This window comes from Streptomyces sp. cg35, assembly GCF_050410835.1.
Classification (GTDB): domain Bacteria; phylum Actinomycetota; class Actinomycetes; order Streptomycetales; family Streptomycetaceae; genus Streptomyces.
In genome coordinates, this window is record NZ_CP191269.1 from 99,586 (window position 1) to 117,760 (window position 18,175).

The 18,175-nt window shown below is 68.0% G+C and carries 19 protein-coding genes; all 19 read left to right on the forward strand.

Annotated elements, in window-relative coordinates; translation table 11 throughout:
- The first annotated feature begins 1 nt into the window (after position 1).
- On the forward strand, positions 2-424 hold the full coding sequence (locus tag ACQUQD_RS42010; protein WP_428957819.1) for a hypothetical protein: 423 nt from the start codon (positions 2-4) through the stop codon (positions 422-424).
- Positions 421-2,319 (forward strand): LAGLIDADG family homing endonuclease, encoded by a 1,899-nt coding sequence (locus tag ACQUQD_RS42015; RefSeq protein ID WP_428957820.1) that lies wholly within the window; start codon positions 421-423, stop codon positions 2,317-2,319. The genes ACQUQD_RS42010 and ACQUQD_RS42015 overlap by 4 nt, the downstream gene beginning before the upstream one ends.
- Complete coding sequence (locus tag ACQUQD_RS42020; RefSeq protein WP_428957821.1) at positions 2,316-2,729, forward strand: hypothetical protein; 414 nt, start codon at positions 2,316-2,318, stop codon at positions 2,727-2,729. Before ACQUQD_RS42015 ends, ACQUQD_RS42020 begins: the two co-directional genes overlap by 4 nt.
- Complete coding sequence (locus ACQUQD_RS42025) at positions 2,726-3,247, forward strand: hypothetical protein (RefSeq protein WP_428957822.1); 522 nt, start codon at positions 2,726-2,728, stop codon at positions 3,245-3,247. The genes ACQUQD_RS42020 and ACQUQD_RS42025 overlap by 4 nt, the downstream gene beginning before the upstream one ends.
- Positions 3,244-3,981: a hypothetical protein gene (locus ACQUQD_RS42030; protein ID WP_428957823.1), complete on the forward strand. Its 738-nt coding sequence runs from the start codon at positions 3,244-3,246 to the stop codon at positions 3,979-3,981. The genes ACQUQD_RS42025 and ACQUQD_RS42030 overlap by 4 nt, the downstream gene beginning before the upstream one ends.
- Complete coding sequence (locus ACQUQD_RS42035) at positions 3,978-4,673, forward strand: hypothetical protein (RefSeq protein ID WP_428957824.1); 696 nt, start codon at positions 3,978-3,980, stop codon at positions 4,671-4,673. Before ACQUQD_RS42030 ends, ACQUQD_RS42035 begins: the two co-directional genes overlap by 4 nt.
- A 153-nt stretch (positions 4,674-4,826) precedes the next feature.
- Positions 4,827-5,213 (forward strand): RNA polymerase sigma factor, encoded by a 387-nt coding sequence (locus ACQUQD_RS42040; protein WP_428957825.1) that lies wholly within the window; start codon positions 4,827-4,829, stop codon positions 5,211-5,213.
- Entirely contained in the window at positions 5,210-5,506 is a 297-nt protein-coding gene (locus ACQUQD_RS42045) for a DUF7236 family protein (RefSeq protein WP_428957826.1), read from the forward strand. The genes ACQUQD_RS42040 and ACQUQD_RS42045 overlap by 4 nt, the downstream gene beginning before the upstream one ends.
- Positions 5,503-6,156 (forward strand): hypothetical protein, encoded by a 654-nt coding sequence (locus ACQUQD_RS42050; protein ID WP_428957827.1) that lies wholly within the window; start codon positions 5,503-5,505, stop codon positions 6,154-6,156. The genes ACQUQD_RS42045 and ACQUQD_RS42050 overlap by 4 nt, the downstream gene beginning before the upstream one ends.
- A gap of 44 nt (positions 6,157-6,200) precedes the next feature.
- Positions 6,201-7,202 carry a hypothetical protein gene (locus ACQUQD_RS42055; RefSeq protein WP_428957828.1) on the forward strand — a complete coding sequence of 334 codons (1,002 nt, stop codon included), beginning with the start codon at positions 6,201-6,203 and terminating at the stop codon, positions 7,200-7,202.
- A gap of 10 nt (positions 7,203-7,212) precedes the next feature.
- The gene (locus ACQUQD_RS42060; protein ID WP_428957829.1) at positions 7,213-7,650 is read left to right on the forward strand and encodes a hypothetical protein; all 438 of its coding nucleotides are present in this window, start codon (positions 7,213-7,215) and stop codon (positions 7,648-7,650) included.
- Positions 7,647-8,087: a hypothetical protein gene (locus tag ACQUQD_RS42065; RefSeq protein ID WP_428957830.1), complete on the forward strand. Its 441-nt coding sequence runs from the start codon at positions 7,647-7,649 to the stop codon at positions 8,085-8,087. Before ACQUQD_RS42060 ends, ACQUQD_RS42065 begins: the two co-directional genes overlap by 4 nt.
- Positions 8,087-8,344 (forward strand): hypothetical protein, encoded by a 258-nt coding sequence (locus tag ACQUQD_RS42070; RefSeq protein WP_428957831.1) that lies wholly within the window; start codon positions 8,087-8,089, stop codon positions 8,342-8,344. The genes ACQUQD_RS42065 and ACQUQD_RS42070 overlap by 1 nt, the downstream gene beginning before the upstream one ends.
- A 99-nt stretch (positions 8,345-8,443) precedes the next feature.
- The gene (locus ACQUQD_RS42075; RefSeq protein ID WP_428957832.1) at positions 8,444-10,549 is read left to right on the forward strand and encodes a hypothetical protein; all 2,106 of its coding nucleotides are present in this window, start codon (positions 8,444-8,446) and stop codon (positions 10,547-10,549) included.
- 276 nt (positions 10,550-10,825) lie between these two features.
- Positions 10,826-12,208 carry a GNAT family N-acetyltransferase gene (locus tag ACQUQD_RS42080; RefSeq protein WP_428957833.1) on the forward strand — a complete coding sequence of 461 codons (1,383 nt, stop codon included), beginning with the start codon at positions 10,826-10,828 and terminating at the stop codon, positions 12,206-12,208.
- The gene (locus ACQUQD_RS42085; RefSeq protein WP_428957834.1) at positions 12,205-15,657 is read left to right on the forward strand and encodes an NAD(+)--rifampin ADP-ribosyltransferase; all 3,453 of its coding nucleotides are present in this window, start codon (positions 12,205-12,207) and stop codon (positions 15,655-15,657) included. Before ACQUQD_RS42080 ends, ACQUQD_RS42085 begins: the two co-directional genes overlap by 4 nt.
- Positions 15,658-15,691: 34 nt before the next feature.
- Positions 15,692-16,450, forward strand: a complete 759-nt coding sequence (locus tag ACQUQD_RS42090) for a hypothetical protein (protein WP_428957835.1) — start codon at positions 15,692-15,694, stop codon at positions 16,448-16,450.
- 80 nt (positions 16,451-16,530) lie between these two features.
- Complete coding sequence (locus ACQUQD_RS42095; RefSeq protein WP_428957836.1) at positions 16,531-17,028, forward strand: hypothetical protein; 498 nt, start codon at positions 16,531-16,533, stop codon at positions 17,026-17,028.
- Positions 17,029-17,179: 151 nt separating this feature from the next.
- Positions 17,180-18,142, forward strand: a complete 963-nt coding sequence (locus tag ACQUQD_RS42100; protein WP_428957837.1) for a DUF2637 domain-containing protein — start codon at positions 17,180-17,182, stop codon at positions 18,140-18,142.
- Positions 18,143-18,175 lie beyond the last annotated feature (33 nt).

The window sequence follows — 18,175 nt, forward strand, 5'->3', positions numbered from 1 at the left end:
CATGAACCTGAACGACTGGTGGAACTACATCCTCTCCGGGCTCGACGTCGTCGGCCTCATCGCGCTGCGCGCCGTCGGCCAGAAGAAGGCGGTCGGCTGGCTGTGGGCGATGTTCACCCAGGCCATCTGGGTCGTCTACTCGATCTCCACCTTCCAGTGGGGCTTCCTCGCCGTCGCCCTGATCAAGCTCGGTGTCTACACCTGGAACTGGCTGTCCTGGGTCCGCAGCGACAAGGCCGACGCCAGGCCGAAAACGCACGAGGACCGAGCCTTCGAGCTGGCCAAGGAGATCCTGCCCTCGGGCACCAGCATCCTCGTGCAGACCCAGACAGCGAGCTTCCTGACCAAGGCACTCAGGGCAGCGGAACTGTACCCGGAGAAGATGGCGACGAGCCCTCCGGCCAAGACGGCGGAGACCGCATGACGACCTTCACCCCCAGCTTCCGCCGGGTCGCGACCCTCAGCCGCGACCTGGTCCTGGTCCCACTCATCGAGAACGCCGTCCGGCAGTGCGCCTTCCCGAAGAAGTTCAACGTCACCTTCGAGGCGTACGAGGCCACCCGGGAACCGGACGGCTGGTTCCACCCCTCCACCCACCCGACGATGGACGAGCGGCGCCTGTACTACTACCTGGCCGAGCCCGAGAAGTGGATCGAGGACGCCTTCGACTACGGCCCCCGGATGTCCGTCCTCATGGGCTCCGCCACGCACGACATCGTCCAGGCCGTCATGACCAAGATGGGCCTGCTCGTCCCGCCCAAGGGCACCTGCGTGTGCTGCATGCGCCCGCACGGCACAGCCAAGGGAAAGTGCAACGAGTGGGGGGTGCGCGATGACCTCCTCGGCCGCCGGGGCCACATGGACGGCCTCCTGGACCTGCCCGGCTGGTGCGACCCGGGCGACGGCATCTTCGACCTCAAGTGCCTGACCCCAGACGTTCCCGTCTCCTACGCCGACGGCACCGTCCGTCCGGCCGGAGACGTCAAGGTCGGAGACGTCATCGTGGGCTGGAGCGAGGAGAGCGACAAGCTCGTGCCCTGCCCGGTCAAGGCCGTCTGGGACAACGGAATCCAGCCCGTGTGGAGCGTGAAGACCCGCGAAGGCCGCGAGATCACCACCACCGACGAGCACCCCTTCTACACCCAGCACGGCTGGGTCTTCGCCAAGGACCTCAAGCCCGGCGACATGGTCAAGACGGCCTTCGACTCCGACTGGTTCCAGGGCGACGAGGGCGACCCCGACCGGGCCCGCTTCCTCGGCGTCCTCATTGGCGACGGCACGCTGTACGGACGCGCCCCCCGGGTCACCTCAGTCGACGAAGGCGTCCTGGAGTTCATGCGCGAGCACTCCGCCGCATTCGGCGCCCGACTTACCCCGGAGACGCTGGATCAAATCACCTACACCATCCGGATGCCCCGCTCGGGAGGGAAGAAGAGCCCCCTCCTGGCCTTCCTCCGCGAGGAGGGCATGCTGGGCCAGACCTCCCACACCAAGCGCGTCCCGACGAGCGTCTGGAAGGGCGGCCCAGCCGCCTGGGCCGCGTTCCTCTCCGGCTATTTCGATGCGGACGGCTCCGTCTGCAACAAGGCCAGCTACCCCCATCTGAAGTGGAGCAGCGTCAACCGAGCCCTCCTGCAGGACTGCCAGTTGCTCCTCGGCTACCTCGGCATCCGGTCGAGCGTGACCAAGCGTGTCAGCCGCTACAAGGGTGAGCCTCACCTCTCCTGGACGCTCTATGTGCGCGACTCGCCGTCCGTACGCCGCGCGCAGGAGGTCCTGACGCTCAAGTCGGCCAAGGCGGAGCGACTCGCCGCGCTGAAGCCGAAGTGGGCGTCGCTGAAGGGCAAGGGTGCGCACCTCGCAGCCCAGCCGGGATGGGACCAGGTCTCCGAGGTCGGCGAGAGGCTCGCGCGGCCCACGGTTGGCATCGAGATCGACGGCGGCACGCATGTCACCAACGGACTCGTCACCCACAACACCTGCGCACCGCCGGTCATCCGAGGTATCGAGCACCACGACCTCGAAGCGTTCAAGCGCAAGTGGCCCAAGTACTACGCGCAGGCGCAGGAGTACATGGCCCTCACCGGCAAGCGCATCGCCCTGATCCTCTTCCTCGCCATGAGCGAGGGCTGGGAGATGCGCGAATTCACCATCCCCCGCGACGACGCCTACATCGCCCGCATGGAAGCGAAGTACCGCACCGTCAGAGCCTTCGTCGACAAGGGCACCCCGCCCCCGGTCGCCTGCTGCTCCGGCGGCGCCACCGCACGCAAGTGCCCCGCCACCGCCTGCCCCGTCAAGATCGGACTCGCCGCATGAACACTCACCCTGAGCAGGCGTCCTACACCGCCCTGGGGCGGGTCCACAGTGAGAGCGTCCTTCCTGCACAGGTGCCCTTCACCGCCCTGGGCCACCTGCAGGGCTACGTCGGCCCCCAGGGCTGCGACGACTGGAGGGACAACACGCCCTTCCACGCCGCCCTGGAACTGACCGAGGTCCGGCGAGGAGTCTCCTCGGCCCGCTTCATCTGGGTCGACCCCGCCACCAACATCACCTACCCGATGTTGCTCGCCGACACCGCAGACCTGATCTCGAACTCCGTCCTCGACCGGGGGACCGTCACCGGCTGGTGGGTCGTCGGCCTGCGCGGCAAGAACTACGGCCTGCGCCGCGCCCCCGCCGAGCTGACCCCGGACAACCCCACCAGCAGCCAGGAGAGTGCCGGATGACCAAGAAGTCCAAGCTCGCCAAGGTCCCGTACAACGAATCCGGAGGCCTGCTCGACTACGCGCGCTACGACAGCGACGTGCACGAGTGGAGGGACAACAAGCCGTTCCCCGCCCTGCTGACCCTCAAGGGCGCCGAACGCGGCATGTCGGCCGCCCGCTTCGTGTGGCACAGCGACAAGGGCCACATCTACAAGATGTTCATGACCGACATGGTCAGCCTCATCCAGAACGACGGGCCCATCTACGCGGGCACCGTCGACACATGGTGGATAGCGCAGAAGCGCGGCAGCAACTACGGCATCCGCTGCGCCACCCAGGAAGACCTGAAGAACGCCGGGCACATCAGCGGCCCGAAGAACGACTGCCCGGGTTGTGACCAGATCGCCTACCGGTACGAGAGCTGGTGCCCCCTGCGACCGACGGCCGACCAACCGCATCAGTACCGGCACGACCCGCTCCGCCAGTTCCAATGCCTCTGCAGAGAGCGGATGGAACACGTCGCCCACGGACTGACGTGACGCTCCGCAGCCTGCTCGAACACGTCGGCCTCGATCTCACTGGCCGCACCATCTACGTCGGCTCCCGCCAGGTCGACCCTCCCCGCCAAGGACCCGCCATGCCCGCTCAGCTCTCCATCCCCGCCGTGGAGAAGGCCGTCATCCAGAGCCGACGGCCGCTGCCCACCCTCGCCGACTTTGCCCACGGCACCGTGCAAGCCTTCGATCAGGCCCTCGCCAACACCGGCGTCGCCCTGGTCAAGGTCAACGAGGGCGGCATCTACGTCCTGGCCACCGCGATGATCCGCCCACCCGCCGACATCCAGGCCCTCAAGGGCTACGCGGGCAACCTGGCCAAGGCCGACAGCCTCTACGCCGGGATACTGCGCGCCCGCACCGGCTTTGCCGCCAACGCCGACGCCGTCGTCGGCGAGCAGCCACCGGTCAAGGGCCAGCGCATGGATTCCATCCAGCTGGCCGGGCGCGAGCTGCACCGGGCCACCCTGGGCCGGGTCACCTTCGTCGACAACCGGCACGCCAAGGCCGTCATCGTCGGCCGCGCCGGAACCAAGGAGAACCCGGTCACCAAGGCCCACGTGAAGGAAGCCGTCGAACGCCTGGTGCCCTCACCGAAGGACAGGGGCGCCAACTTCCCCTGGAACGAGCACACGCGGGACGCTGTGATGCTCGCCCTGTCCTGGCTCTACGACGAGAAGCGCCGCCAGCAGGCCGCAGCCCTGGGGGCCGCCGCGTGACGTCCGAGGCGCTCGACCTTGTTTCCAGGCCTGACCGGCAGGCCAACCGCGCCCTCGGCGAGATCGTCCGCGAGGCTGACGAGCCCATGGCCGTCGACATCGACCCCGACCGCAGCCGGGAGACCTCGTCCACCAACTTCTCCCGTATGCGCACTGACTGGCGTACGGGCGAGAGTTCCGAGATCGAGGGCATCCTGCAGGAATCCCGGGGCATCATCCACCGCGCGTTCCCAGGCATCTACATGATCATGAACGAGCTGTGGATGCACGTCCGCGAGCCCGTCGTCGTTGACGGCACTGGCGAGATCGTCACCGACATCTTCGGCTGGCCCGAGTGGAAGAAGCTGCCCTCCGGCGCGTACGCCGAGGACTACTCGCGCCTCACCGACCGGGAGAAGGACGACTTCCTCCTGCGCATCACCACCGGCCTGCTGGAGTGGCACCAGCAGGCCGCCGACCTGTGGGGCACCTCCATGCTGGCCAAGGGCCGCTGGGAGGAGGCCATGGGCATCGGCTTTCTTACCCCCACCGGCCGCGTCACCGTTGAGGAGCGCACCCAGCGCGGCCGGGTCCACGCCTCCGAGGACCGCTACCATGCCATCTTCCGCGCCACCGTCTCCCGCTCGGCCGAGGCCCTCGTGCGGAGCATGGAGCTGATCGGCCAGCGCCTCAAGGATTCACTGACCGCCTGATCCTGTCCGGCCCACAAATCGCATCAACGAAAAAGTGGAGCCCGCCGCAGGCGGGACTTTATGCTGTGAAAAATTCCGGTGCTCTCTGCCGCCAGGGGGAGCACCCGGGAAGACGCGACCGCCACGCGTCAGTGCATAGAGGATCCCGCCTGCATGACTATTCCCGTGCGCGTACTCCGTGAGCTGTTCCGGCACCTTCAAGCGTGGAACGCCCTCTACGAAATCGAGGGCAACGACACCATAAAGGGCCCGGACGGCACCGAGTACTGCATCCACGACATCGCCCGCCTCTACAAAGAAGCAGTCGACGGTAAAGACGCCGCCGGAAAGCACCGCCTGTCGCCCCGCCAGCGGCAGGCCATTCAGCTTTTCCTGATCGAGAACAAGTCCGAACGCGAAGTCGCCCGCCTCATGGGTGTCTCCGAGGACAACCCCGTCGCCTCCTACGCAACCCAGGGCCTGGTCCGCCTCAACGAACTGATCACCGACGGAGTCATCGTCGGCTGCGGACTGCAGGACGAACTGGAGGCCGCAGCGTGACCAAGCGCATCCGTCACGGTGTGGACCCGGAACTCGAAGCCCTGGCCGACGAGATCCTCAAGCAGTCCTTCCTCGACGTCCCCAACCCCGAGGAGAAGGCCAAGATCCTCACCCGGTACATGCTCCAGAACCGGGCCCGCCGCGAGGTGTACGTCTCCGGCGGCACCCCCGACGGTGCCGTCCGCAAGGGCAGCTTCCACCGCGCCATCAACCGCAAGTACCCCCACCTCAACGCGGTCGAGGGCGTGGCCCGCCCGCAGCACCGCATCCCGCTGAAGGCAGCCGACGAGTGACCAGCCTGCCCGTTCCGGCGAACACGGACGACACCGGCCCCGCCAGCATGGTGCTGGTGCGCGTCGGCGGACGCACCGTGCCCGCCAAGACTGCCGCCCGCTGCCGGGTCTGCCAGTCCCCGCACCGCGCGAAGATCGACTCCTGGATCCTGGAGGGCTACACCCGGCCCACCATCCTCGGCTACCTCGATGACCTGACCGAAGGCCCCCTGGGCCACCCCACCGACAAGTCGCTGCGCCACCACACCGACAAGCACCTTCCCCTCAGCGCACGCTCCCAGGCCGCCATCCTGGAGCGCCGGGCCGAACAGCTCGGCGATGAGATCGAAAAATATGGCGGCCGTGTCGCAGACCACGAGTCGGCCCTCGATATGGTCGTACTCAAGGGCTTTGACGCACTTCAGAGGGGCGAGATCAACGTCGATGGCCCCACCCTCATGAAGGCCATCGACCTCAAGCACAAAATCGACTCCACCCTCGAAGGCGGAGTCGACGCCAACGTCTGGCGCGATGCGCTCATGGAGTACATGCGCATCGCCCTCGGATACATCCCGCCGGAAAAGCGCAGAGAATTCGCCGCCGCTCTGAACAGCAGCCCTGTTCTCGCGGCGCTCTCGAAGAATGCACAGCAGAGCCCGCCACTTTCTTAAATCTGGACCGCCAGCCAGATTCCCCGCCACAGGAGAACACCACCATGCATCTGCGTGAGCCCGCCACACGCACCCTCGCCGACGTCTCCCAGGACTGGAAGAGCCACGACCGCACCTGGACGTCCGACGCCTGCGTCCTCAAGGTCGACTTCAACAAGCCCCACAACGTCGCCCCCGTTCTCGCCCTCGGCGACCACGACATCGACCTCGACGACGAAGCCGTCGCCCAGCTCTGCACCTTCTACAAGATTCCCAGCGCCTACTTCGGCCGGATCACCCCGCGCGAGCGCCACTTCGTCATGAACTCCCGCATGGACTACGCCGAGGGCGAGGTCACTGTCAGCTACAACGACACCGGCCTCACCAGCGTCCGCAAGCCCACCCAGCCCCGCCTGGACATCGAGGAGTTCATCCGGATCGCCCACCGGATCTACCCGGCCTCCTCCCGCGTTCTGGACGCCTGGGTCACCCCCGAAGACCTCCGCCTGGACGTCCTGTCCGCCCTGCCCGTCATCGGCGCCAGGGGCGCCGTTTACGGCGGTCTGCGCCTCGCCCAGAACCGCAAGCAGAACCTCGCCCCCACGGTCACCCCGATCCTGTTTCACCAGGACACGACCACCGTGATCCAGATCCCCGACCCCACCTTGCGCATCGACGCGCGCGGCGTCTCCTTCGACAAGATCGGAGAGCGACTGGCGGCCGAAGCCCTGCGTGCCGACGCCCGCGTGTCCCAGGACGCCGAGCACCTGCTGCGCCTCGACACCGTCCAGCTCGGCGGCGACGGCATCACCCGCCTGCACCGCCTCGCCAGCGACCACAAGCTGCCCGTGCGCCCCCTGGCCGACATCACCGCCGCGCTCTCCCGCAACGACGAGCCGACGCTGTTCGACCTGGTCCTCGCCATCGCCAACGGCGCGAACGCGCCCAAGCTGCGCGACCCCCACAAGGTGACCACTCGCACCCGTCTGCAGAGCATCGCCGGAGCCATCGTCGTGGACGAGGCCGAGCGCTGCAGCCAGTGCTACGCCCTCGTCGAAGCAGCCTAGGGAGGCAGCTATGCCCCAGTCGACGCCCCCGTGGCCCTACAACAACGACAATCCAGTGAGGGCCGTGCACCGCGCGGTGGACCCCGACTGCCCGTCCTGGGCCGCCAGCACCTGCCCGGAGTACAAGCGCATCCAGAACTTCGTAGACCACTACGAGACGTGGAGGAGCTACCACCCCGAGGCCAGGCCGGTGCAGCAGCTTTCCCTGCATGTCTCGACGGTGCACCCCGTCGAGGAGATCGCCGTCCATCCGGACTCCCTGGACGACCTCAAGACCCAGATGCGCCTGCTGGGCGCCGAAAAGAGACTCGGCGGCCCGATCGACGCGATCTACGGGTTCCCGATCACTCTCGACCCCTCCCTCGACACCGGGCACGTACGCATGCGCCCGCGCGGCTACGACGCCCACCCCCACGCCCCCTTCCAGCGCAAGGAGCCCTCCTCGTGAGCAACATTCCGATCATCGGCCAGAGTCAGCCGGACCGCTTCGACCGCGAATACGGCACCGTCCACCAGCGCAGCGAGCTGGCCCAGGGCGACATCCACGACACCGAGATCCTGGCTGCCGAGCCGGTCCTCAAGGCGCTCATGAAGAAGTACGAGACCCGCTCCTTCAAGCTGGAGGAGTTCGAGCGCGAGGCCAAGGACCGCTTCCACGACCTCGGCTTCGCCATCGACGTCCGCTGGCACCCCTTCACGAAGAACGGCGAGGCGGTCGAAGGCGCCCTGGCGCCGAGCATCGAACTCGTCGGCCGCGTCGACCGGGGCGCCTTCGACCACGACCGGAAGGTCCACGAGGTCACCCGCAACGTCCTCGAACTCGACCAGGCGCCCGGCGTCATCAAGTCCGACGGCAGCGTGCCCGGGGGAGGGGCGGCAGCCTGATGGGCCACCGACGCCTGTACGAGTACGACCGGGACAGCGTGGTCGTCGGCATCATCCCCAGCACCTGCGGGGCCTGCGGGGAACGAGCCGAGCGCGTGCGCATGTCCCTTGAGATCGTGCTGAGCGACAGCGGCGACCTTGTCGGGATCCAGACCGTCGCCCGCACCACTTGCTGCAGCGGGCGGCGCCCCACCCGCTACCCGGCCGAGCAGCTCGCGAAGCTGCTCGACCACCTGCAGACCTGCAAAAACCACTGAGACATCTCGATGTCTCGACAGTGACGCCCTCTCGACATCGAGAGGGCTTTGCTGTGCCCGGTATCCCCCTCCACCCCAAGGGGCGAGGAGGACGCCACCATGCCGAAAGCCCCCGCCGACGACCGCTCGCCCATCGCCACGTTCGACCCCGGCGCCATCCACCGGCTGTTTCTCGGCCTGGAGGTGCCCGACCCGATCACTTTCGTGGTCAGCCCGCAGTACCTGAACAGACCGAACCTCTACCCGCGCCAGGCCACCCTGCTCAAGGTGTTCTTCCTGCGCGAGGACCTGTTCACCGAGTACGACTACCAGGTCGTGGCCGAGTGGGACGAGCAGTACCGCACCGCCAAGCGTGCCAACGACAAGCGGGCCGACGCGACCACAGAGGACGAGGTCGCCCCCAAAATGCCGCTCGGCGGCAGCCCCGACCTGCTGGGCCGCATGCGCGCCGCCAAGGCCCTCGGCTACCGCTGGTTCAAGGAAATCCTCCTGGTCATGGGCCGCCGCGCGGGCAAGGGCCACATCTCCGCGCTGGCCATGGCCTACGTCCTGTGGTGCTACATGGCCAAGGGCGATCCCCAGGAGCACTACGGCGTCGACCGCGACAAGAAACTCGCCGCGCTCATCTTCGCGGGCAAGCGTGACCAGGCCAAACAGAACCTGTGGCGCGACTTCGTCAACGTCGTCACCGGCGGCCCCTGCTACGCCCCCTACATCGCAGACAGCCTCGGCGAGAAGCTCAGCGTGTACGCGCCCAACGACTTCATCCGCATGGACGAGATGCGCAAGCGCGGCGTCAAGACCGCGATGGACATGGCCACCTTCCACATCCTGCCCAAGGAGTCCACGGTCATGGCAGGCCGTGGCCCGGCCTCCTTCATCATCGGCTTCGACGAGATGGCCCACGTCGTCAACAGCGGCGCCAACCGCAGCGCGGGCGAGGTCTACGACGCCTCCACCCCGTCCCTGGACCAGTTCGGCAAAGACGGCTTCATCGTCGAGCCCAGCTCACCCTGGGAGATGGCGGGCAAGTTCTTCGACAACTGGGAGCGCGCCACCGCCTACGAGCCGGACGGCACCCCCACCTACCCCAACTGCATGATGATCCAGCTCGCCTCCTGGGACATCTACCTCGACTGGGAGCGCGCGCACCTCCTCCCGCTCCTTCCCGACAGCTTCACCGGCGACAACGGCGAGTACCTCGACGAACCCCGGCCGACCTTCAAAGCCCTGCGCGGCGCGATCCAGACCTTCGACGAGGAGATGCGCAAGCTGGAGAAGGCGGACCCCGACACCTTCGCCGTCGAGCGCCGCGCCCAGTGGGCCACCGTCATGGACGCCTACCTCGACCCCGACAAGGTCGAGAAGGTCTTCCAGCCCTGGTTCGCCCGCCCCGAGCGCTACGGCAGCTCCCTCATCGTCCCCACCGAGCGCGGCATCCTCTCCTACTTCTACAAGGGGCACGCCGACCCCAGCTCGGTCAACTGCCGCTTCGGCATTGCACTCGCCCACACCGAGAACGACGACGAGGGCCGCCCCCACGTCGTCTTCGACAAGATCCACTACTTCGACCCGGCGGACTTCCCCGGCCACACCATCAACTACGAAGAGGTCGAGGACTGGATCTGGGACGACATGATCGCCCCCTTCCAGCCCGACGAGTTCACCTTCGACCAGTACCAGTCCGTCGGCTCCATCCAGAAGCTGGTCAAGAAGGTCGCCCAGGCCCGCTTCCCCAAGCGCGTCAACATCTTCGAGCGCACCGCGAACGCCAGCATCAACTGGCGTTACGCCGAGACGTTCAAGGCGGCCATCAACCTCGGCCTGGTCCACGCCCCCGCTCACGAGGAGGGCGAACTGGAGCTGAAGTTCCTCCAGAAAGCACCCGGCTCCAACCGGGTCGACCACCCCACCGTCGGCCCTGTCCAGACCAAGGACATCGCCGACGCCATCATGATCACCACCTGGTCCCTGATCGGCGACTGGATCTCCGGCTATAAGGAGCAGCTCATCCAGGCCAGCGCCGTCGGCGCCCTGCAGGGCGGCCTGCACGGCTCCAGCCCCCGCACACCGGACGCCGCCGCCCCCGACCACGACACCCAGGCCGCAGTGGACGCCCTGCGATCCTTCACCCGAACCCGCACCGGACGGGACGGATGGGACATGGGGATGGGCCGTACCCGCTCCGGCTACCGTCGCCGCTGACCAGTCACGATGCCGTCCTTGCCGCCAGCGCCGAGCCATGGCACGATGTGCACGTCTCGTGAATGGACTGCTGAGCTGGTCTCGGCAGCTGGCGCGACGGGGCGCGACAGACCGACTAGGTCGGCGTCTCGGGTGTTCGTGGTCCCTGGCGGGTTACATCCACTGAACGAATCGTGCACGAGACATACGGAGCCTCCCGGTCGGATCCACCGGGGGGCTCCATTTTCGTTCGTGTCCGCACCTGCACCACCACCCCGAAGGGCTGGAGGTGCAGGGATGACACAGAGCGCGACCAGCTTCTTCCGGCAGGCCGCCACGGCCGGACCGGACTTCGAGCACGAGGAGACCGACACCGGCGGAACGAAGTGGCCCACCAAGGTCGTCCTGAGGGCCCTGCACCCCGAGACCGGGGAGCAGATGGGCTTCCTCAACTACAACGTGCCCCGCCGCAAGGCCGACAAGATCACCGTCCAACGGCTGGAAACCCACCCCGACCACCAGCGCAAGGGCGTCGGCTCCGCACTCATGGACGAGATGCAACGCCGCCACCCCGGCACCCCCATCGACCACGGCGACCGCACCCCCGCCGGAAAAGCCTGGTGGAACGGGTACAGCGACGGCAAGAAGGTCACCCGGGGCCGCACCATGGCCTCGGCCGCCGAAAAGCCCTGTCCCTGCTGCAGCGGCACCGGCGAACACGACACCGGCGCCGAGTGCTACCACTGCGACGGCGGCCGTACGGTGCCCGCCGACAGCCCCGACGTCGCCGCCTGTGACGGCGGCCGTACAGCGGCAGCCGACACCCCGGTCCCCGACAACGCCGAGCCGTACGAGCACGAGCACGACTGGCTGCCCCGCCAGCACTTCTTCGCCCCCGGCAAGACCGGCCTGGACCCGCGCCTGTTCGACGGCGACAAGATCCGCCCCGACGTCCGCCGCTACCTCCTGGGCCTGCTCAACAGCTTCTGGGCACCCCGCTACGGCGACTCCTGGCAGTCCTGGGCCCGCGTCTACCTCGCGGGCGGCGCCGCCAGCCACTTCTGGGGCGACAACAACGACCTCGACGTCCTGATCGGAGTCGACTTCAACACCCTCGGCCAGCACTGCGACACCTTCACCGGGGAACCGTGGGACACGGTCAGCGACCGCCTCACCGAGGAACTGAAGGCCCACCTCAACGACGAGCAGCGCATGCTCCCCGGCCCTGACGGCGAGTCCGGCCCGTGGGAGTCGACCTTCTTCGTCCTCAAGCCCGGCCCCGGCGGCGACCAGGCCGACATCCGCCGCCTCCACCCCTACGCCGCCTATGACCTCACCCGCGACGAATGGGCCGTCGAGCCCGTCGACAACGGGACCGACTTCGGCCCGGAGAAACTCCCCGAGGCCGACTGGGACATCGTGGACGCCATCCGCAAACTCGTCACCGCGATCTCAGGCCTTCCCGACGGACTGCGTGAACGAGAAGGCGCAGCTCTGTACGATTACCTCCACACCGACCGTTCCGCCGCGTTCGGTGAGCAGGGCCAGGGCCTCTACGACCCCGCCAACGTCACGTGGAAAGCCCTCGTCACCGCCCCCGGTGAACCCCTGCAGCAGCTCATCGACTGGAAACACGCCCCCGCCAGCGTGCCCGCCGCGACCCAGGAGAACGCAGCATGACGACCGAGCACAGTGCCACCGCGTTCTTCAAGACGTCTGCCGGAATCCCGGATGATGCGCCGAAGGGGCTGCCGACGAGCGAGCAGACCTGGGGGCACTACCGGGCTGAGCACGCAGCTTTCAAGGGCACGGATCAACGGCAGTACCCGACCACGAAAGCTGCCCAGCAGCACGCCGACGAGATCTGTGACAAGGAGGGGCTGACCCGCGTCAAGGTGCGTATGCACCGCGCGCGGCAGACCAACTACTCGCGCTACGACTCCGGGCTCTTCGTCAGGCCCGAACGCAAGACGATGCCCGTGGTGTCGCTGGGCAAGGCGTCCTACAACGAGGGCACGCTCATCCACGAACTGGCCCACCACAAGCACTTCACCGCGTCGTTCCCCGACGGCGAAGTCGACCCGGAGTCACGGGCGAAGTTCTTCGCCGACGACGAAGGCGGCCACGGCGCCAACTTCCAGCAGCACTACCACCAGATGATCTCTGATCATCACTCCGGCGGCAGCGCGTTCGCCAACTCCGTACGAGACCACGCCCAGCAAGGCGGCTTCTGGAAAGCATCAACGCTGAACGCTGAGGTTACGGACGAAGAGGTCCCGGACAATGAGGCTTTCATCTGCCCCTCGCCCGCCGGTGCCGTGATGCGAGAGGCCAACGCCACCGACTTCTTCCGGCAGTCAGCCGAGGGGCCGAAGACGTACACCTGGAAGGGGCAGGCGTACGGCCCCGACGGCGGGTACGTCGACAAGGAGTACCAGGTCCAGGGCCCGCTCTACCACGGCGGCGGCAAGCGCTGGCGCGACGGCCAGCAGATCAAGCCCGGCCGCAAGCCGAATTCGTGGGGCGACGAGTACGGCAAGAGCGAGCACGTGTACTTCACGACCAACCGGGACACGGCCGCCTCGTACGCACAGCAGTCCGGCGGCCACGTCTTCCAGGTCGAGCCGACCGGCGACTTCCGCATGGACCACAACGGCGACGACTACAAGACCCGGCACCCGCTGAACGTGGTGCGCCGACTCGACCCGGAGGACTGGAATGGACAGGCCGAGCACCGAACCGCAGGACGAGGACGGCCACGCCGTCAGCCCGGAGCTGGCGGCGGAGCTGCAGGAGCGGGCCAAGACGCCGCAGGAGCAGCACCTGGCGTGGGAGCCGATCAAGGAGGAGCTGGGGCTGCAGTAGGGCCCCGGCAGGTCTCCTTCCACCCGGCCGCGAAGAAGGAACTGACCAAGCTCGACGGCGACAGCCGCAACCGGGTGGCCTCCACGATCAACGCCCTGCAGCGCGGCGACGAGAACCTGCAGACCCACGCCCTGAAATACCCGCTCAAGGGCTGGAACTCCACCAAGGCCACGCGCGGCCACCGCGTCATCCACCGCGACCTCGACGACGGCACCCTGCACATCGGCTACGTCGGCCTGCACGACTACGACCGGGCCATCAACCGCCTCACCTCCCTGACGGCGTTCTTCGAGCGCACCAGCTCCGACAAGCTCATGCGCGGCCTCAACGTCGTTCTGCCCCCGCACATCCACGACGCCGTCCATGACGAGTCCCAGCCCCTCCCGGCCCGCGCACATCTGCTGCTGTCCGAGCTGAAGAAGCCCACCAGCGCGATCGACGGCCAGGACATGCACGGCGCCGCAGGCGGCCTGGGCGAGTTCTGGACCCGCAGCCACACCGTCTCCGACGACGCCGCTGCCTACCAGGACGAGCGGCGCCCGGCCGGACAGAACCCCACCACCGTCACCCTCCACACCGAGCACCCCGGCCCTCAGCACTTCTGGCACGAGATGGCCGGAGTCAGCCACGACCACTCCGGCAACTACCGCGTACCGCTCCGTCCCGGCACTGACCTCGGCATCCACGCCATCACCTGGAGCGCCCCCGGCGGCGGCCAGCACCACTACGAGTTCAGCAAGCCCGTCCACAAGCAGGCAGCCGACACCCTCACCGATCGCTTCCGGCAGACTGCTGCCGTGGATGACGACGACGACTACCGCATGCAGCACCGGGCCCCGGGCCCCGAGAACGCCCCCCTGCACGACCCGACCCGTCCTTCCGCAGAAGGCGGGCGCGCGCACGAGCAGGAGAACCTCGACAACCCGGACTGGGGCGCCATGGGGGAGCCCCACGAGGAGTCGCTGGCGGCCGTCCACCGCGCCAAGGGGGACCCCGAGGCGCCGGTGACCGTCTACCGCGCCGTCCCGCACGGCATCACCAGCATCCGCACCGGCGACTGGGTGTCGACGTCCTCCGAACACGCCCGCAACGAGGCCGCCTCGGGCGGTAGCCAGGAACACGGGGGCGAGGACAACCCCGAGCACGACTGGCCCGTCCTCAAGGCCACCGTCCCCGCGAAGCACGTCCACACCGACGGCAACGACATCAACGAGTGGGGGTACAACGGCCCCCACATCGAGAACGCCGCCGTCCACGGCCCGGACGAAGAGTGGAGCGAGCCGACACACCACACGGCCGCGCGGACGCCGTACACCGAGGACACCAGCGACGACCGACCGGTGACCTTCAAGTACCACCGCAACACCGAGGGCGCCGGACACTTCGGCGAGACCTACGGACAGCACATCGAGCCCCATGGCCGATACGTCTCCCAGGGGGCTCTTCCTGAACATCTCGCCGACGATCCGCGCTACGAGTCCGGCACGCTGACCTTCCAGCGCCCGCTGCGCGTCCACATGGGCGGCGGCTACGGCGAGCCCAGCAACTGGAAGCACCAGGTCTCCACGCGCTACCAGGGGAAGACGGGCCGAGAGCTGTCCCAGGCCGTTCGCGACGACGGCTACGACGGCATCATGACCCACGACGAGTACGGGCCCTCCGAGACCGTCGACCTCACCCATCTCGCGCCCCGCCACGCGCTCAGCGCCACGGCGTTCTTCCAGCTGCAGACCGAAGCGGCGGCAGTCTCCCACGACGACGGCGTCATGGTCGCCTTCGTGCCGCCGCGCGAGGTCGCCGAGCAGATCGCGCACGAGGACGGCCAGCCGGTCGAGGAACTCCACATCACGCTCGCCTACCTCGGCAACGAGGCCGACTACACGCCTGAGCAGCTGCAGATCCTGCCTCAGGTCGTCAGCTCGTGGGCGGTGCGCCAGAAGCCGCTGGACCTGCGCATCGGGGGAGTGGGCAAGTTCTCCAACCCGTCCGAGGACCAGCACGTGCTGTGGGCCTCCGTCGACATCCCCGGCGGCGCCCAGCTCCACGCCGACCTCGCCCGCTATCTGGAAGGGCACGGATTCCGGCTTCCGAGCGAACACGGGTGGAATCCGCACATGACTCTCAAGTACGTTGACCAGCACTACCGTTTCATGCCGCACCTTCCTGAACTCCGCTGGACCGCCAACAGCGTTGACACCTTTGTGGGCCCCACCCGCCACGTGGCTCACTTCGGCACCGTTCCCAGCGGAGAGAATCAGCCATAGGCTGGATTACAGCCGCAAATAGGAGACCTGCCGTATGCCTACCGCCACGACCGAAATCCCCTCCTACCTCACCACCGCGATGCAGGCCGCTTACGACGCATCCTGGGAGGTGACCCGCCGCTCCAAGTCGGCCGTGTTCATCCCGCCTCAGGGCAAGCGGGTCACCGTCCAGTACACCCGTGATGAGGCGTGGGTGAAGGAGGCCCTCACCGAGGCCGGGCTCTACGCGCCGGAGCCGGAGCCCGCACCAGAGGCCGCGCCGCAGGCCGTGGAGGCGGCAGAGGCGACCGCAGCGGACGAGGCTGACAGCAGCGACGGCCGCATGCAGGAGCACCAGTGCCCCGAGTGCAGCAATCACTACCGAGGAGGCCAGGGGCTGGCCTCCCACCGCCGCTCCGCTCACGGCATCACGAACACCACCACCCGGCCGGGTTTCGTCTCCTCCACCGGCCTTCCCGGCGATCTGGTCGAGGCCGCCCAGCTGCTCCTTGGCCGGGTCAGTGCCCACATCAACCAGGCGCCCACCGGTGAACTGATGGAAGCCGAGGCCGAGATCGAGCGGCTGAACCGCAAGGTCGAGACCCTGACCCGTCGCCTGGACAGCAGTGTTCCCAAGTCCGCCAAGGAGAGCCGGGACCGCGAGATCAAGGATCTGCGCCGCCAGGTCCGCGAGCTGGCCGCCTTCCGCACGAAGGTCGAAGCCATGGTCTCCGACCCGGACAAGAGCCCGGTCCAGATGATTTTCGGCATCGTCAAGGCCGGTGGCCACGGCTTCGGCGTCACCTCGAAGTAGCCGTACGCGGACCCCCTGCTTGTAGCGCACTGTCCAGTGCGCTACGGTGGGGGTGCCCGCTACCGCCGAGGAGGCGCCCGATGCCCGCCAAGCGTCCCCAGCAGCTGCTTTCGCCTGCCGAGATGGACTTCTCCGACATCCCCATGACCGACGCCATGGGAGCACTGGTCACCATCAGCTCCGCCGTCAACGACCTCAAGGCCGTCGGCGACACCCTCGACGTCCTCGTCAAGGACGCCTCCGAGGTCGCCTGGGGCGAGCGCCAGCAGGTCCAGAACATCCTGCGCGTGCAGGGACGCCCCTTCAGCCACCGCATGAGCTTCCGAGACAAGTTGCAGGGCCGGGGCCTGGACACAAGCGTCGGCTACAACGCCCACCGCAGCCGCGACCCGATCGAGCCCGAGCCGGTCGCCGACTACCTCCTCGACCCCGAACTCGCCGAGATCGCCCAGGCCGCCCGAGACCTGCGCGAGCGCATCAAGCGCATCGCCGAGGACCGCGAGCAGCAGTACCCGGCCCAGCACAAGCGCATCCTCGCCAAGGTCGACGACTACCGCCAGCAGGTCGCCGCCAGCTGAAAAGCACAGCGCCCCCGGCACACTCCTTGGACCGGAGTGCCGAGGGCACTGAATGAGCCTTACCTCCCACCGTTCGCCACAAGCCCGCCTAGGCAAGGACAGAGCAGTGAAGTCATTGGCCCTACCCCAGCGTACCCGCACGGACGTGCCCATGTCCGCACCCGGGATCCGCACCCGCCTCGCCCGCGCCGACTGGGACAAGATCCTTACCGACGGCGCCATCTACGCGCTGGCCCTCGGCGGCTTCTACGTCGCCTTCAAGACCCTCTACGCCCTGGCCCTCGCCGTCGGCGCCACCGCCGACGAAGCCGTCGTCCTCTCCTCGCTCGCCGACATCGCGATCCTCGCCTACTCCCGCAAGGCCGTTCGCGAAGTCAAAGCAGGCCGCTCCGCCTGGGGCATCCGCCTCATCGTCGCCGGATTCTCCCTGGCCACCGTCGCCCTGCAGCTCCGCTCCGCCTGGCCCCACCCCGTCGCCGTCGGCTTCCACGCACTGCCCCCGCTCGTCTGGATCACCGGCCACGAGATGATGCTGCGCGGCGAACTCCGCGACGCCAAGAAGCAGCTGCGCGAACGCGAGATCGAAGCGGGCCTGCGCCCCGCCCCCCTGCCCCGCCTGCGCCGCACCTGGTGGATTCTCGACCCCTACCACACCTTCATCGTCTGGCGCCTGACCAAGCTGTGGGAGAAGCCCGCCGACTACGTCATCCGCACCGAGGCCACCAAGCGCCAGAACGACGGCAAGGACATCCCGCGCGCCTGGCAGAGCGCCCTGCACGAGCCCGAGCCCGAGAGCGAGGGCGAGGGCGAGGACCAGCCCGGCAGCGAAGGCCTGCGCCTTCGGACCCTGAACGGCGAATACGCCGCACCCGACGCCTGCGCCTCCTTCCTCCAGGCCCTGCAGCCCGTCCCCGAAAAGGACGCCCACAACCGCCGCAGCAACGACGTCACCGACGCCTTCGTCCACCAGGCCCAGACGCTCGGCCACCGCTTCGGCCTGGACATCACCGGCGTGGCCCTCGCCAAGATCCTCGACGTCGACCCGGCCACCATCTCCCGCTCCCAGGCCCGCATCCGCGCCGCCGCCAGCAAGACCCTCACCTCGACCCCCTGACCCCACCACACTCAACAGCCAGGGCCCGCGCGC

What these genes read in the sequence shown, in the direction of transcription:
- ACQUQD_RS42080 (WP_428957833.1), top strand. Translation starts at nt 10,826, where the DNA reads ATGACACAGAGCGCGACCAGCTTCTTCCGGCAGGCCGCCACGGCCGGA.
- ACQUQD_RS42070 (WP_428957831.1), top strand. Translation starts at nt 8,087, where the DNA reads ATGGGCCACCGACGCCTGTACGAGTACGACCGGGACAGCGTGGTCGTC.
- ACQUQD_RS42015 (WP_428957820.1), top strand. Translation starts at nt 421, where the DNA reads ATGACGACCTTCACCCCCAGCTTCCGCCGGGTCGCGACCCTCAGCCGC.
- ACQUQD_RS42055 (WP_428957828.1), top strand. Translation starts at nt 6,201, where the DNA reads ATGCATCTGCGTGAGCCCGCCACACGCACCCTCGCCGACGTCTCCCAG.
- ACQUQD_RS42100 (WP_428957837.1), top strand. Translation starts at nt 17,180, where the DNA reads ATGTCCGCACCCGGGATCCGCACCCGCCTCGCCCGCGCCGACTGGGAC.
- ACQUQD_RS42020 (WP_428957821.1), top strand. Translation starts at nt 2,316, where the DNA reads ATGAACACTCACCCTGAGCAGGCGTCCTACACCGCCCTGGGGCGGGTC.
- ACQUQD_RS42040 (WP_428957825.1), top strand. Translation starts at nt 4,827, where the DNA reads ATGACTATTCCCGTGCGCGTACTCCGTGAGCTGTTCCGGCACCTTCAA.
- ACQUQD_RS42085 (WP_428957834.1), top strand. Translation starts at nt 12,205, where the DNA reads ATGACGACCGAGCACAGTGCCACCGCGTTCTTCAAGACGTCTGCCGGA.
- ACQUQD_RS42025 (WP_428957822.1), top strand. Translation starts at nt 2,726, where the DNA reads ATGACCAAGAAGTCCAAGCTCGCCAAGGTCCCGTACAACGAATCCGGA.
- ACQUQD_RS42095 (WP_428957836.1), top strand. Translation starts at nt 16,531, where the DNA reads ATGCCCGCCAAGCGTCCCCAGCAGCTGCTTTCGCCTGCCGAGATGGAC.
- ACQUQD_RS42075 (WP_428957832.1), top strand. Translation starts at nt 8,444, where the DNA reads ATGCCGAAAGCCCCCGCCGACGACCGCTCGCCCATCGCCACGTTCGAC.
- ACQUQD_RS42090 (WP_428957835.1), top strand. Translation starts at nt 15,692, where the DNA reads ATGCCTACCGCCACGACCGAAATCCCCTCCTACCTCACCACCGCGATG.
- ACQUQD_RS42060 (WP_428957829.1), top strand. Translation starts at nt 7,213, where the DNA reads ATGCCCCAGTCGACGCCCCCGTGGCCCTACAACAACGACAATCCAGTG.
- ACQUQD_RS42010 (WP_428957819.1), top strand. Translation starts at nt 2, where the DNA reads ATGAACCTGAACGACTGGTGGAACTACATCCTCTCCGGGCTCGACGTC.